Origin of the sequence: Stutzerimonas stutzeri, from assembly GCF_024448935.1 — a bacterium.
Classification (GTDB): Bacteria; Pseudomonadota; Gammaproteobacteria; order Pseudomonadales; family Pseudomonadaceae; genus Stutzerimonas; species Stutzerimonas stutzeri_AO.
The window spans coordinates 1-14,076 of the sequence record NZ_JAMOIE010000058.1; the positions used below are offsets into that span (position 1 = coordinate 1).

Sequence of the window (14,076 nt, forward strand, 5' to 3'; positions counted from 1 at the left end):
TGTAGCAAGAGGGCTGCAGACTAGCAGCGCAACGGTGCGCACGCGAGCCACCGACCGTCGGCCTGTGAAAGTGTTCCGGCCGCACTGCACATTTCAGATGACCGGAGCGTCTGTTCGCAGACCTAAGTGGTGCTCGTCTCTATTCAGGCGCCAGGGACGAAGTGCCGTTGTGCCGTCCCGCGGGCGATGAGGCGTGACAGGTAATCGAGCTTTTGCGGATCGCGATCGACGAAGCGAAAGGTCAATTGCAGCCATTCACTGTCCGGTTTGGGCTCCAGCGCCGCGACCGCGTGCAGATAGCCATTGAGGCGTGCCACCTCCCCGCCTTCGCCCTGCTCCAGATCGAGCACTGCGCTCTGCAGCACTTGCGGTAGCGTCTCGCCGCGTTTGACCACCAGTAGCCCCTCTTTAAGACTGAGGGCCTTGATGACGCAAGCAAGCGTCCCGCTCGCCAGCCGCAGCTGGCCTTGGCCGCGGCCGCCGCTGGCCGCCGTCGGCTTGACTGCGCCCGGCTGAACCAGCGGCGCGGCAAGCCCGGGTGCCGGCGAAGCCACCGGCGCAGAGGCCGGCTTGACAACTTCGGCCTTACCGCCCGTCAGCGCAGCCAGGGAATCGTTGGCCATTCCGGTATTGGTCGGCCGTGCCGGTGCGCTGGCGGCCAACGCGTCGAGCTTGCCGGCCCGTCCGAGCGCCTTGCGCACCTTGGTAGTCAACTGTTCGTTGGAGAATGGCTTGCCGATGAAATCGGACACACCTGACTGGATCGCCTGGACCACGTTCTTCTTGTCGCCACGGCTGGTGACCATGATGAACGGGGTGGTCTTGAGCTTTTCCTGGGCACGGCACCAGGTGAGCAGTTCAAGGCCGGACATTTCCGGCATTTCCCAATCACAAAGAATGAGGTCGAACGAATCCCGATCGAGCATTTGCTGGGCCTTGCGCCCGGTTACAGCGTCCTCGATATGAATCCCCGGGAAATGGCTGCGCAACCCCTTCTTGATCAGATCCCGAATGAAGGGCGCATCATCGACCACCAACACACTGACCTTGCTCATCACTCGCTCCTGCTTGAATGGCCGCCAGCATAGCGGTAGCCATGAACCCATCGCCAAGCTAAAAACCGCAGGTGCCGGCACCCTGTTCCGATGGGCTCGTTCACTCGGCACCAGCGTCGTGTCTGTTTTTTTCGCCTGCCGAGCCTCAACGGCTGCGCCAAGCTCGCGCACTGCGCCGAATGGCACAGCCAAACCTGACCGATCTAGCCGGAATGGTCAGTTGCGCCTCGCCGAACCCCCTGCTAGGTTTAGCGCTACACAATAACTAGAAAAATCATATGTCAGGCCGAATGAACACAGCCTCGGTGCCCACCGACTATCCGCGCCAGCCCGGCACGGCAGATCCCTTCTTTCGGCGCAATCCCGATTGCTGCCGAAGCCCTGACTTCCCGCGATCGATACACCTTTTGGCTCGCTCCCGAAACCGTTACCGCAGCGCCTGTCAGCGCATGCTCGTTGTGATGGTCGGTAGCCCTGTCTGCCGCTTCCCGTTACCCACCGAACCGTCCAGTTGTGGCAGCCGCTTGGGCTGTCTTCCAAGCGGTCAACCCCTGCAAGGAGATAGGCGATGAAGCTTCTGGCAATTGCAACGGCAGCACTGAGCGCAGCGGCCGCGATCCCCGCGACGGCTGCGGAAATATCCGATGGCAAGGTGAAAATCGGCATTCTCAACGACCAGTCCGGCGTCTATGCCGACTTCGGTGGTAAATGGTCCTACGAGGCGGCCAAGATGGCGGCTGAAGATTTCGGCGGGAAAATTCGGGGCATGCCGATCGAAATCATCACGGCCGACCATCAGAACAAGCCGGATATCGCTTCCAATATCGCACGTCAGTGGTACGACCGCGAGCAGGTCGACTCCATTATGGAACTGACCACATCATCCGTGGCGCTGGCGGTGCAAGGCATCTCCAAGGACAAGAAAAAGATCGATCTGGTCACTGGCGCCGCTACCGCCGAACTCACCGGCAAGCAGTGTTCACCCTACGGCTTCCACTGGGCTTATGACACCCACGCGCTGGCGGTTGGCACGGGCGGTGCGCTGGTATCCCAGGGCGGCAACAGCTGGTACTTCCTCACCGCCGACTATGCCTTCGGGTACTCGCTGGAGGAGCAGACCAGCGAATTCGTCAAAGCCAAGGGGGGAGAAATCAAGGGCGCCGTACGGCACCCGTTGGCGACCAACGATTACTCCTCTTTCCTCTTGCAAGCGCAATCCTCCGGCGCCGAAGTCATCGGCCTGGCCAACGCCGGGATGGATACCGCCAATGCCATCAAGCAGGCCGCCGAGTTCGGCATCGTCGCCAGTGGTCAACGTCTGGCGGCGCTGCTCTTCACCCTCTCGGAAGTGCACGGCCTCGGCCTTGAAGCCGCACAGGGGCTGACCCTCACCGAAAGCTTCTACTGGGACCGTGACGATCAATCCCGTGAATTTGGCAAACGCTTCTTCGAGCGCACCGGGCGGATGCCGAACATGATCCACGCGGGCACCTACTCGGGCGTATTGCAGTATCTCAAGGCGATCGACAAGGTCGGCACCGACGAAACCGAAGCGGTGGCCAAGGCCATGCATGAGATGCCGGTGAACGATCTCTTCGCCCGCAATGGCAAGGTCGGCGCCAACGGCCGCCTGATCAGCGACGTCTACCTGATGGAAGTGAAGAAGCCCGAGGAAAGCAAGGAGCCCTGGGATTACTACAAGGTCCTCGCCACGGTGCCGGGCGATGAAGCCTACATCAAGCCCGCCGAGAGCGGCTGCGACCTGGCCAAGCAATAAGCATGATGGCCCACAGCGATTCAGCTGAAGATCGTGCGGGGTCGACGGCGGGCGGGCAATCGCCCGTCGTGCTCTCGGCGCGCGGGCTGCGCCGGGATTTCAAGGGTTTCGTTGCGGTGAACGATGTCGACCTGGACGTGCATCACGCCCGGGTCCATGCGTTGATCGGGCCCAACGGCGCCGGCAAGACCACGGTATTCAACCTGCTAACCAAGTTCCTGCAACCATCCAGCGGCACCATCACGCTGCTCGGAGAAGACATCACCCGTACCGATCCGGCCAAGGTGGCACGCATGGGACTGGTGCGCTCATTCCAGATTTCAGCCGTTTTCCCGCACCTGACAGTGCTGGAAAACGTGCGTGTGGCCCTGCAGCGTCCGGGCGGCCTGGCAACGCAGTTCTGGCTGCCGCTGCGCTCGCTGAACCGTCTTAACGAGCGGGCCATTCAGATGATCGAGTCGATTGGCCTGCAGGACGTCTGTCATAGCCCGGCGGCGGATTTGTCCTACGGGCGCAAGCGAGTCCTGGAGATTGCTACCACCCTCGCCCTGGAGCCAAAGGTCTTGCTGCTGGACGAGCCGATGGCGGGCATGGGCCATGAGGACGTGCACATCGTGTCCGAGATCATCCGCGAGGCGGCCCGCGATCGCGCGGTCCTGATGGTCGAACACAACCTGAAAGTCGTCGCCGACCTTTGTGATCAGGTGACAGTGCTCCAACGAGGGGAAATCCTGACCTCGGGCGATTACCGCAGCGTGAGCCAGGACGCACGCGTCCGCGAGGCGTATATGGGGACCGAAGATGAGTGAAGCGACGCCGCTGTTAAGGGTTCGCGAGCTCAACGCCTGGTACGGCGAGAGCCACGCGCTGCATGGAATCGACCTGGACGTCCATCAAGGCGAGACCGTGACACTGCTCGGCCGCAACGGCGTGGGCAAGACCACGGCGCTGCGCTCGATCATGGGCATCATCCGCAAACGGACCGGAACCATCCAGTTCGATGGTCACGACATGATGCACGTACCTCTGCATCGAGCTGCCCACACGGGAATGGGGTTCGTGCCGGAGGAGCGCGGTATCTTCGCCACCCTGACGGTGGACGAGAACCTCAACCTGCCGCCGATCATCGCCAAGGGCGGCATGTCCACCCATGAGATCTATGAGCTGTTCCCAAACCTCAAGGAACGCCGCAACAGCGCCGGAACCAAACTGTCCGGCGGTGAGCAGCAGATGCTGGCGATCGCACGAATACTGCGTACCGGGGCGAAACTGTTGCTGCTGGACGAGCCCACCGAGGGCCTGGCGCCAGTGATCGTCCAGCGCATCGGCGATGTACTGCTGACACTCAAGCAGCGCGGCATGACCATCCTTCTGGTGGAGCAGAACTTCCGCTTCGCCAGCAAGGTCGCCGACCGCTTTTACCTGGTCGATCACGGACGGATCGTTGACAGCTTCCATGTCAGCGAACTGCCGGATCGCATGACGATACTCAACGAAACTCTGGGGGTCTGATGACAGAGATCTTCGGCGTACCTGTCCAGGCGTTTCTCGGGCAACTGCTGATCGGCCTGATCAACGGCTCCTTCTACGCCATGCTCAGCTTGGGTCTGGCGATCATTTTCGGTCTGATCAAGGTGATCAATTTCGCCCATGGCGCGCAGTACATGATGGGCGCTTTTGCCGGCTATCTGCTGCTGACGATCCTGGGCATCGGCTACTGGCCGGCGTTGATTCTGGCACCGTTGATCGTTGGTCTCGTCGGGGCGGGGATCGAGCGGCTGGCGCTGTCACGGCTGTATAACCTCGATCACCTGTACGGTCTGCTCTTTACCTTCGGCCTGGCCCTCGCGCTGGAAGGCGCGTTCCGCTACTACTACGGCTCATCCGGCCAGCCCTACGCAGTGCCGAGCCTGCTGTCAGGCGGCTACAACCTGGGCTTCATGTTCCTGCCCAAGTACCGCGCCTGGGTGGTGCTGGCGTCCCTGCTGATCTGCCTGGGCACCTGGCTGCTGATCGAAAAGACCAAACTCGGTGCCTATCTGCGGGCCGTCACCGAAAACCCCACGCTGGTACGCACCTTCGGCATCAACGTGCCGCTGCTGCTGACGTTCACTTACGGCCTCGGTTCCGGTCTGGCAGGACTGGCCGGAATCCTTGCCGCACCGATCTACCAGGTCAGTCCGCTGATGGGCTCGAACCTCATCATCGTCGTGTTCGCCGTGGTAGTGGTAGGCGGCATGGGCTCCATCCTGGGAGCGGTCATCACCGGCTACATGCTGGGGATTCTCGAGGGCCTGACCAAGGTGTTCTACCCCGAGGCATCCAACATCGTGATCTTCGTGGTCATGGCGATTGTGCTGCTCGTGCGGCCTGCGGGCTTGATGGGAAGGGATGGCTGACATGCAGCAAACGACCGCACGATCCGCAGCAAAGCGAAAGCGCTGGAATGCCGAGACGATCCTGATCCTCATCGGGGTCGTCGGGCTGGTCCTGGCGCCGCTGCATTTTTACCCCGTGTTCCTGATGAAGGTAATGTGTTTCGCACTGTTCGCCTGCGCCTTCAACCTGCTCCTGGGGTACACCGGCATCCTCTCCTTCGGCCACGCCGCGTTCTTCGGCGGCGCCGCCTATTTCACCGCCCATGCGGTCAAGGAATGGGGTCTGACGCCGGAGTTGGGCATTCTGGTGGGGGTGGTGGGGGCCGCATTCCTGGGGCTGGTGATCGGCTTTCTGGCGATCCGCAGGCAAGGCATCTACTCGACGATGATCACGCTGGCGCTGTCGCAGATGTTTTTCTTCTTTTGTTTGCAGGCGCCTTTCACCCATGGCGAAGACGGCATTCAGGGCGTTCCGCGCGGGCACCTGTTCGGATTAATCGATCTGAAAGAGCCGCTGAACATGTATTTCTTCGTGCTCACGGTGTTCCTGCTCGGCGTGCTGGCAATCTGGCGAATCATCAATTCGCCGTACGGCATGATCCTCAAGTCGATTCGCGAGAACGAAAACAGGGCAATCTCCCTCGGCTATTCGGTGTCCCGTTACAAGCTTGGCGCTTTCGTCATGTCGGCTGCGCTGGCGGGGTTGGCCGGCGGGCTCAAAGCGCTGGTGTTTCAGTTCGCCACCCTCACCGATGTCAGTTGGCAGATGTCCGGGGAGGTGGTGCTGATGACGCTGCTTGGCGGAATCGGGACGCTGGTAGGTCCTGTATTTGGTGCGGCGTTGGTGACCACGCTGGGCAACTACCTCGCAACCTCGTCGCTGCCGGTCACACTGGTGACCGGGATCATCTTCATGGTCTGCGTATTGATCTTTCGTCGCGGCATCATCGGCGAGCTCTACGCCTCGCGGCTGGGTCGCAAGATCGAACGCTCGCGGGACGAGTAGTCAGCGGCCTTCCAGATACCCATGCAACTCGACGAACTGCTGGGTCAGCTTGTGCCGCGGGTCGAGGTGGATCAGCGGAATGCACACCTCATGCGACTCGCGCATCCGTACCGAACTCATCAGATGCACGGGCAGCACCGGCAAACCCTCACTCAGCAGCTCGTCGATCATCTGCTGCGGCAGCGCCGCCCGCGGCTGGAACTGATTGACCACGATGCCCTCGACCTGCAGCCCTACGTCGTGGTCTTCCTGCAACTCCTCGATTTCTGCTAGCAGGCTGTACAGCGCCTGGCGGGAAAAGCTGTCGCAGTCGAAGGGAATCAGGCAGCGGTCGGCAGCGATCAGCGCCGAAACGGTGTAGAAGTTCAGCGAGGGCGGTGTGTCGAGGTAGATGCGGTCGTACTCCTCGGCAAGGCCGTCGAGCAATTTGCGCAGCTTGTTGATCTTGTGCTTGGCTTCGAGCTTGGGCTGCAGGTCGGCCAGCTCGGCGGTGGCGCTGATCAGGTGCAGGTTGTCGAAGGCCGTTTCGAGGATCGGCGGACGCGCCTTCTTGCCCGCGGCACCGCCGGCGAGGATCTGCTTGAAGAAGTCGGCGATGCCCGTGGGAATGTCATCGCCGGTCAGTCCGGTCAGGTAATGCGTGGAGTTGGCCTGGGCGTCCAGGTCCACCAGCAGCGTGCGGTAGCCCTGCGATGCGCTGACCGCGGCCAGATTGCAGGCGATGCTCGACTTGCCGACACCGCCCTTCTGATTGAACACGACCCTGCGCATGACTTGCCTCCCAAAATGCCCCTGAGCGGTCGAGTCTATACGGCAAATGTGACGCTCAGGTTATCCGCAACGGCAAACCCGACCAAAGTCAGACGGCGACGGGTGCCTTGATATGCGGATGGGCGTCGTAACCCACCAGTTCGAAGTCCTCGAAGCGGAAGGCGAACAGGTCCTTCACGTCGGGATTGAGCTTCATCGTCGGCAGCGGTAGCGGTTCGCGGGTCAGCTGCAGGTCGGCCTGTTCCAGGTGGTTTGCATAGAGGTGGCAATCGCCACCGCTCCAGATGAACTCGCCCGGCTGCAGGTCGCAGACCTGGGCCACCATCAGCGTCAGCAGCGCATAGCTGGCGATGTTGAAGGGCACGCCGAGGAAGATGTCGGCTGAACGCTGGTACAGCTGGCAGCTGAGCTTGCCGTTCGCGACATAGAACTGGAACAGCGCGTGGCAAGGCGGCAGGGCCATCTCGTCGACCAGCGCAGGGTTCCAGGCTGAAACGATCAGGCGGCGCGAATCCGGGTTCTGCTTGATCATCTCCACCAGTTTGCTGATCTGGTCGACCGATCCGCCGTTGGGCGCCGGCCAGCTGCGCCATTGGTAACCGTAGACCGGGCCGAGCTCGCCGTTCTCGTCGGCCCACTCGTCCCAGATGCGTACGCCGTTTTCCCGCAAGTACTTGATGTTGGTGTCACCCTGCAGAAACCACAGCAGCTCGTGAATGATCGATTTCAGGTGGCATTTCTTGGTGGTCACCAGCGGAAAACCGTCGCTCAGGTCGAAGCGCATCTGATGGCCAAACACGCTGTAAGTGCCGGTGCCAGTGCGATCGCTCTTGAAGGTTCCATGCTCGCGCACATGGCGCATCAGGTCGAGATATTGTTTCATCGATGAGCTCGAAGCAGGCGCCGAAGCGCGGTGAAAAGGCTGCGCGCATAGTAAAAGCCCGGGGCCCGCTTGTCGCCTTCGCGGCGACAGGCAGGCCTTCGAATCAGGCCGGAGCCCGACCGGCGTCGCGTCGGTAACCCCAGGCGATCATTCCTGCGCCCAGCAGCACCATCGGCACGCAAAGGACCTGGCCCATGGTCAGCCAGCCGAACGCCAGGTAGCCGAGCTGCGCATCGGGTACGCGCACGAATTCGACGATGAAACGGAAGATGCCATAGCAGACGGCAAACAAGCCGGAGACTGCCATGGTCGGCCGCGGCTTGCTCGAGTAGACCCAGAGAATGACGAATAACGCCACGCCTTCCAGGGCGAACTGATAGAGCTGCGAGGGATGCCGCGCCAGCTGCTGCGGATCGGTGGGAAAGACCATGGCCCAGGGCACATCGGTCGCCTTGCCCCACAGCTCGGCGTTGATGAAGTTGCCGATGCGCCCGGCGCCCAGCCCGATCGGCACGAAGGGCGCGATGAAGTCCATCAGCTCGAAGAATTTCTTGCCGTTGCGCCGGGCGAAAATCCAGGTGCACAGCAGCACGCCAAGCAAGCCCCCGTGAAACGACATGCCCCCCTTCCAGACCTGGAAGATGAGGGTCGGATCGCTGATATAGGACGCCAGATCGTAGAACAGCACATAACCCAGCCGCCCCCCGACGATCACGCCCATCGCCACCCAGAACACCAGGTCAGAAAGCTTGTCCTTGTCCCAGCTCGGATCGAAACGGTGCAGGCGGCGGGAGGCCAGCAGCCAGGCACCACCGATGCCGACCAGATACATCAGGCCGTACCAGTGGATTTGCAGCGGGCCTAGCGAAACGGCCACAGGGTCTATCTGCGGGTAAGGCAGCATCCGGGTTTCCTCAGATCAAGAAATTGATACCAACGCTAAACAGCAACAGCGCGAACAGGCGCCGCAGCATCAGTGCCGACAGCCGATGGGCCAGTTGCGCCCCGATCCGGGCGAAAAACATACTGGTGATCGCGATACCCAGCACCGCCGGCAAGTAAACGAACCCCAGGCTCCATTCCGGCAGATGCGCATCCTGCCAGCCAACCAACGCGAAACTCAACGCGCCGACGATAGCGATCGGCAGACCACAGGCCGCCGACGTCGCGACCGCCTGCTGAAGGGGTACGCTGCGCCAGCTGAGAAAGGGTACCGTCAGGGAACCACCACCGATCCCGAAGATCGCCGATACCCAGCCCACCACCACACCCGCCAGCGTGAGCCCGGGCTTGCCGGGCACGCCGCGGCTGGCCTTGGGCTGAAGCGAAAATGCCATCTGAATCGCCATGGCAATGGCGAACACGCCGATGATCTTCTGCAATACAGGCCCTTGGATCGCCGCCGCGGTGACGCTGCCCAAGACCGCCCCGAGCAGAATGCCGAGGGTCATCCACAGCACCACGGGCCAGAGCACTGCGCCTTTGAGATGATGAGCTCTAATCGAGTTCAGTGAGGTGAAAACGATCGTCGCCAGCGACGTGCCGACCGCCATGTGGGTCAACACCAGCGGATCGAAACCCTGCAGCGTGAAGCTGAAGACCAGTACCGGAACAATGACCATTCCTCCGCCGACACCGAACAGTCCGGCCAGCACACCGGCAAACCCTCCGAGCAGCAGGTAAATCGCGAACTCCATCGGGCCACCCTGACCAAAACAAAGCGGCATGTTAGCGGAAAAACTGCCCGGCAGCTGAAAGCGGGTTGCCGAGCCGGGCGGCTTGGCTTCAAGCTCTCACCTCTCGCACCCAGCTGAGCCTAACCATGTGCCTGATCGTATTCGCCTGGCGCCCGAGCCACGCAGTGCCACTCATCGTCGCGGCCAACCGTGACGAATTCCATGCGCGTCCCAGCCTGCCGCTGGGTCACTGGGACGACACGCCAGAAATCGTAGCTGGGCGCGACCTCCTGGCAGGTGGCACCTGGATGGGAGTCAGTGCAGCGGGACGCTTCGCCGCACTGACCAACATCCGCGCACCGGGTACCCCGGCCGGCGCGCGCTCACGTGGCGAACTGCCCGAGCGCTATCTGCGCAGTGCTCTGTCACCCCAGGCCTACCTGAGCGAATTGACTGGCCACCTCGAGCATTACTCGGGTTTCAACCTGCTGGTCGGGGATGCACGGGAGTTGTGGTACCTGAATTCACAGTCCGCCACACAGGAACGGTTGCCGGCCGGTGTCTACGGCTTGTCCAACGCAGCGCTGAATACGCCCTGGCCGAAGCTCGTTCGCGCCCGCGCCGCCTTGCAGGCCTGTATCGACGCACCGGACGTGGACACCCTGTTGCGGGTGTTGAGCGACCCCCAACCCGCCGCAGACGCCGACCTGCCAAGCACCGGCGTGCCCTATGAATGGGAGAAGAAGCTGTCCAGCGTATTCATATCAAGCGCCGACTACGGCACCCGCGCCAGCACGGTACTGATCCGCCGTGCGGACGGCTCCGCACATATCACCGAGCGCCGCTTCGGACCGGCTGGGGTGTTGGGTCAACGCCGCTTCGACCTGCCTTCATCCAGCCAGGTAAGCCGCTCGGATCCGGGCTAGAGCGCCGCCGACGGGTTGAGCATGCGGTCCAACCCCAGGTTGCGCAGGGTCAATTGCACGGTGGCATGGATCACCTGAGGACTGTCCATGACCATCACCTTGGCCAGCAACTCGCGGGCAGTTGCCGAACTGATCTGGCGCAGCATCCATTTCACCTTCGGCAGGTTGGTGGCGTTCATCGACAGGCTGTCGAACCCCATCGCCAGCAGCAGGATGGCCGCACCGGGGTCACCGGCCATCTCACCGCAGATGCTCACCGGCTTGCCTTCGCCGTGGGCTTCACGGACGACGCGCTGCAACGCTTCGAGCACAGCGGGATGCAGATAATCGTAAAGATCCGCCACCCGAGGATTGTTGCGATCGACCGCCAGCAGGTACTGGGTCAGGTCGTTGGAGCCCACCGAGATGAAGTCCACCTGACGCGCCAGTTCGCGGGTCAGGTAGACTGCCGCCGGCACTTCGATCATCACCCCCACCGGAGGCATTTCGACATCGGTGCCTTCGTCGCGCACTTCGCCCCAGGCGCGATGGATCAGGTGCAGCGCTTCTTCCAGCTCGCGCGTGCCGGAAATCATCGGCAGGAGGATGCGCAGGTTGTTCAGCCCGGCGCTGGCCTTGAGCATGGCGCGGGTCTGCAGCAGAAATATCTCGGGATGGTCCAGGGTGACGCGGATGCCCCGCCAGCCAAGGAAAGGATTCTCTTCCTTGATGGGAAAATACGGCAGGCTCTTGTCGCCGCCGATATCCAGACTGCGCATGGTCACGGGCAGCGGATGGAAGGCCTGCAGCTGTTCGCGATAGATCGCCATCTGCTCCTTCTCGCTGGGAAAGCGCTCCTTGATCATGAAGGGCACTTCGGTGCGATACAGACCGACGCCCTCGGCGCCGCGCTCCTGAGCACGCACCACATCGGCGAGCAGGCCGGTGTTCACCCACAGCGGGATGCGCAATCCATCGGTGGTCTCGCACGGCAGCTCGCGCAGCACGTCGAGCCCTTCGGACAGCTGCCGCTCCTGCTCGGCCAGGATCAGATACTGTTCGCGCAGCACCTTGGCAGGATTGGTGATGATCTCGCCCCGGGTGCCGTCGATGATCAGCTCGATACCGTCGACCTTCGAGTACGGCAGGTCGACCGCGCCCATCACGGTCGGGATGCCCATGGCCCGCGCCAGGATCGCCACATGCGAGTTGCTCGAACCGAGCACCGACACCATGCCCATCAGCTTGCCTTCAGGCACTTCGCCGAGCATCGCCGGGGACAGCTCTTCACTGACGAGGATGGTGTTGTCCGGGTAGGTCAGCGTCTGCTGCCGGGCCTGCTGCAGATAGCCGAGCAGACGCCGGCCGATGTCCTTGACGTCCGAGGCGCGCTCGCGCAGGTAGGCATCGTCCATCATCTCGAAGCGACCCACATGATCGGCAACGACCTGGCGTAACGCGCCTTGCGCCCACTGGCCCGTCCGAATGACTTTGGACACCTCGCCACCGAGGGCAGAGTCGTCGAGCATCATCAGGTAGACGTCGAACAGTGCGCGCTCTTCCTTGCGCATCTGCGTAGCAAGCTTGTCGGACAAGGCACGCATGTCGGCACGTACAGCCGCGAGCGCAGCTTCGAACAGCGCGAGCTCGGCTGGAATGTTATCGATGGCCTTGTCGGGCACCACGTCCAGATCAGCAGGCGGCAGCACAACGACTGCCGTGCCCACCGCCGCCCCGGGCGCACCCGGAATACCGATGAAACGGGTTTCCTGAATGCCTTTGCCCTGCCGGCCGAGGCCACGGATCGAGCCGGTTGCCTCGGCGTGGGCGATGACCCCCGCGAGCTGTGCGCTCATGGTCACGAGAAAGGCTTCTTCGCCCTCGTCGAACAGCCGCCGCTCTTTCTGCTGAATGACCAGTACGCCCATCACCCGCCGATGGTGAATGATCGGCGCACCGAGAAAAGAGGCGTAGCGCTCTTCACCGGTCTCGGCAAAGTAGCGATAGCGCGGATGCTCGGAGGCATGCTCCAGGTTGAGCGGCTCCTCTCGGGTGCCGACCAGACCGACCAGACCCTCGTTGGGCGCCATGCTGACCTTGCCGATGGCTTCCTTGTTCAGGCCTTCGGTGGCCATGAGCACGAAACGACCGGATTCCGGATCGAGCAGGTAGACCGAGCAGACCTGGCTGCCCATGGCCTCCCGGACTCTCAGCACGATAATGCCCAGGGCCGCCGTGAGATCCCTGGCGGCGTTGACTTCCTGGACGATCTTGCGCAGCGTGCCGAGCATGCTCAGGGGCTTTCTCCCGTCAATCCTGCGCCAGAAGGCGCGGGGCGAGTTCTTTTAAGGCGCGACGGTAAACCTCGCGCTTGAAGGTGACCACCTGGCCCAGCGGGTACCAGTAACTGACCCAGCGCCATCCGTCGAATTCCGGCTTGCCAGTCAGATCCATGCGCACCCGGTCTTCGGCGCCGGTGAGGCGCAGCAGAAACCACTTCTGTTTCTGACCGATGCACAGCGGCTGGCTGTGAGTACGCACCAGGCGCTGCGGCAAGCGATAGCGCAACCAGCCGCGGGTGCAGGCAAGGATCTGCACATCCTGCTGTTCCAAGCCGACTTCTTCGTTGAGTTCGCGGTAGAGGGCCTCTTCCGGCGTCTCGCGTGGATTGATTCCGCCTTGCGGAAATTGCCAGGCATCCTGGTTAATCCGCCGAGCCCACAGCACCTGCCCGACATCATTGGTCAGGATGATGCCGACATTGGGGCGAAAACCATCGGAGTCGATCACGGCAACAACCTCGCAAACGCATGTCGCGGCATTGTTCCACAAAAACGTGAAAAGCAGAAAGCGCGCATGGGAGCCATTGATCAATCGGAAGCGGCGCGCCATCGAAGTGCTTGCATCTGCCATCTAGCGAGCGATCCGGCTATGCTTCGCCTCCCTTCATCGCCTGAGGAAAGCAGCGTGCGCCTGGCTCTATTCGATCTCGACAACACCCTCCTGGCCGGCGACAGCGACCACGCTTGGGGTGAATTTCTCTGCCAACGCGGGCTGGTCGACGCCGAGGCCTATCGCGCCCGCAACGATGCCTTTTATCAGGACTACCTGGCCGGCGCGCTGGATGTGCATGAATATCAGAACTTCTGCCAGGAGCTGCTTGGGCGCAGCGAGATGGCGCAGCTTCAGCAATGGCACGCCGAGTTCATGCGCGACCACATCGAACCCATCGTGCTGGCAAAAGGCGAGGCATTGGTCCGCCAGCATCATGAAGCCGGCGACCGGGTGGTCATCATCACCGCAACCAACCGCTTCATCACCGGGCCCATCGCCAAACGCCTGGGCGTCGATACCCTGCTGGCCACCGAATGCGAGATGCAGGAGGGACGCTACACCGGTCGCTTGACCGATGTGCCGTGCTTTCAGGAAGGCAAGGTGACACGAATCGAACGCTGGCTGGTGGAAAATGACCAGAGCCTGGATGACAGCTATTTTTACAGCGATTCACGCAACGACCTGCCATTGCTCGAGCGGGTCAGCCATCCGGTCGCCGTCGACCCCGACCCCACCCTTCGCGATATCGCCCAACAGCGCGGCTGGAGCATCATCAGCCTGCGCTGAGCGG

Annotated in this window: 14 protein-coding genes; 7 read left to right on the forward strand and 7 right to left on the reverse strand. The window is 62.1% G+C overall.

Annotation, left to right across the window (positions count from 1 at the left end; translation table 11 throughout):
* Positions 1-143: 143 nt before the first annotated feature.
* On the reverse strand, positions 144-1,055 hold the full coding sequence (locus NA637_RS16205) for a response regulator (RefSeq protein ID WP_256073362.1): 912 nt from the start codon (positions 1,053-1,055) through the stop codon (positions 144-146).
* A gap of 568 nt (positions 1,056-1,623) precedes the next feature.
* Between NA637_RS16205 and NA637_RS16210 the strand changes: the two genes are divergently transcribed.
* From NA637_RS16210 to NA637_RS16230, 5 genes are read left to right on the forward strand one after another with little or no spacing between them, the layout of a single operon-like run.
* Entirely contained in the window at positions 1,624-2,832 is a 1,209-nt protein-coding gene (locus NA637_RS16210) for an ABC transporter substrate-binding protein (protein ID WP_256073363.1), read from the forward strand.
* Between the two features lie 5 nt (positions 2,833-2,837).
* Positions 2,838-3,641, forward strand: coding sequence for an ABC transporter ATP-binding protein (locus NA637_RS16215; protein WP_256073388.1), 804 nt, complete (start codon positions 2,838-2,840; stop codon positions 3,639-3,641).
* On the forward strand, positions 3,634-4,344 hold the full coding sequence (locus tag NA637_RS16220) for an ABC transporter ATP-binding protein (protein ID WP_256073364.1): 711 nt from the start codon (positions 3,634-3,636) through the stop codon (positions 4,342-4,344). Before NA637_RS16215 ends, NA637_RS16220 begins: the two co-directional genes overlap by 8 nt.
* Entirely contained in the window at positions 4,344-5,231 is an 888-nt protein-coding gene (locus NA637_RS16225) for a branched-chain amino acid ABC transporter permease (protein ID WP_256073365.1), read from the forward strand. The genes NA637_RS16220 and NA637_RS16225 overlap by 1 nt, the downstream gene beginning before the upstream one ends.
* 1 nt (position 5,232) lies before the next feature.
* Positions 5,233-6,216, forward strand: a complete 984-nt coding sequence (locus tag NA637_RS16230; protein ID WP_256073366.1) for a branched-chain amino acid ABC transporter permease — start codon at positions 5,233-5,235, stop codon at positions 6,214-6,216.
* Here the strand turns inward: NA637_RS16230 and NA637_RS16235 are convergent, their stop codons facing one another.
* The 4 genes from NA637_RS16235 to NA637_RS16250 all read right to left on the reverse strand — a co-directional run bounded on the left by NA637_RS16235 (position 6,217) and on the right by NA637_RS16250 (position 9,567).
* Positions 6,217-6,987 (reverse strand): ParA family protein, encoded by a 771-nt coding sequence (locus tag NA637_RS16235; protein ID WP_256073367.1) that lies wholly within the window; start codon positions 6,985-6,987, stop codon positions 6,217-6,219. It lies immediately after the preceding gene.
* An 88-nt stretch (positions 6,988-7,075) separates the two neighbouring features.
* Entirely contained in the window at positions 7,076-7,870 is a 795-nt protein-coding gene (locus NA637_RS16240) for a thymidylate synthase (RefSeq protein WP_256073368.1), read from the reverse strand.
* A 103-nt stretch (positions 7,871-7,973) separates the two neighbouring features.
* Positions 7,974-8,774 carry a prolipoprotein diacylglyceryl transferase gene (gene lgt / locus NA637_RS16245; RefSeq protein WP_256073369.1) on the reverse strand — a complete coding sequence of 267 codons (801 nt, stop codon included), beginning with the start codon at positions 8,772-8,774 and terminating at the stop codon, positions 7,974-7,976.
* Between the two features lie 10 nt (positions 8,775-8,784).
* Positions 8,785-9,567, reverse strand: a complete 783-nt coding sequence (locus tag NA637_RS16250) for a sulfite exporter TauE/SafE family protein (protein ID WP_256073370.1) — start codon at positions 9,565-9,567, stop codon at positions 8,785-8,787.
* A 125-nt stretch (positions 9,568-9,692) separates the two neighbouring features.
* On the opposite strand from NA637_RS16250, the gene NA637_RS16255 reads away from it, so the two are divergent.
* Complete coding sequence (locus tag NA637_RS16255; protein WP_256073371.1) at positions 9,693-10,472, forward strand: NRDE family protein; 780 nt, start codon at positions 9,693-9,695, stop codon at positions 10,470-10,472.
* Here NA637_RS16255 and ptsP read toward each other — a convergent pair.
* Together ptsP and NA637_RS16265 are read right to left on the reverse strand one after the other, a co-directional pair.
* Entirely contained in the window at positions 10,469-12,742 is a 2,274-nt protein-coding gene (ptsP, locus tag NA637_RS16260) for a phosphoenolpyruvate--protein phosphotransferase (protein ID WP_256073372.1), read from the reverse strand. The two genes, NA637_RS16255 and ptsP, sit on opposite strands and share 4 nt — an antisense overlap.
* A gap of 19 nt (positions 12,743-12,761) precedes the next feature.
* Positions 12,762-13,241, reverse strand: coding sequence for an RNA pyrophosphohydrolase (locus NA637_RS16265; protein WP_256073373.1), 480 nt, complete (start codon positions 13,239-13,241; stop codon positions 12,762-12,764).
* Positions 13,242-13,418: 177 nt separating this feature from the next.
* Between NA637_RS16265 and NA637_RS16270 the strand changes: the two genes are divergently transcribed.
* Positions 13,419-14,072 carry an HAD family hydrolase gene (locus NA637_RS16270; RefSeq protein ID WP_256073374.1) on the forward strand — a complete coding sequence of 218 codons (654 nt, stop codon included), beginning with the start codon at positions 13,419-13,421 and terminating at the stop codon, positions 14,070-14,072.
* Positions 14,073-14,076 lie beyond the last annotated feature (4 nt).